The sequence below is a fragment of the Bacillus sp. 220_BSPC genome, assembly GCF_001054655.1.
Taxonomy (GTDB): Bacteria; Bacillota; Bacilli; order Bacillales; family DSM-1321; genus Peribacillus; species Peribacillus frigoritolerans.
The window spans coordinates 1-641 of sequence record NZ_JVPL01000243.1 but is presented as its reverse complement, the minus strand read 5'-3'; the positions used below and the strand labels follow the sequence as shown (position 1 = coordinate 641).

Below are 641 nucleotides of genomic sequence, written 5' to 3'. Positions count from 1 at the left end.
TCAACTAAACAGTTCGCCCCCTACTTGTAGAAACATGATTGAGGCTGGTTGGGACTATGATCTCGTATAACAAGCGAAGCTATGATACTACAAGAAGGAATTGGGGTACCGGTGACTTTATATTAGGAGGAGATAATTTATGAATCCAGTTGTTGGTCTGGATGTGGCAAAAGGGGAAAGTCAGGTTCAAGCTTTCTTGGATAAAAAGCAGCCTTACAAAAAAAGCTTTAAAGTAGCACATACTCTTGAAGGGTTAGCTAGTCTTCTAGACTTTATTAGAGAAGTAGAAAATGTATCCGGGGGACGGCCTCCCATTGTATTAGAATCCACTGGACATTATCATACACCAGTTGTCCAGTTTTTCGAGGATATAGGGTACTTATTGATTATCGTAAATCCACTCATATCGTATCGAGCTAAGAGTTCTAGTTTACGCAAGGTAAAGACAGATGTTATTGACGCTCGTCATCTCTGTGAGCTGTATTATAAAGAGGACTTAGAGCCTTATAAACAGCGAGGAATCCAGCTCTTAAACCTACGTAACCTTACAAGACAGCACGAAAATATTACAGGCCTGTTGGTACAAACTAAATTACAATTTCAAGCAGTTCTGGATCAAGTGTTTCCTGAATACCGTGGGG

1 protein-coding gene is annotated in these 641 nt (G+C 40.2%); it reads left to right on the top strand.

Features of this window, described 5'->3' with window-relative positions:
* Positions 1–139: 139 nt before the first annotated feature.
* Positions 140–641: IS110 family transposase (locus tag ADA55_RS19185; RefSeq protein ID WP_048686814.1), on the top strand; the 502-nt coding region annotated here is incomplete at its 3' end.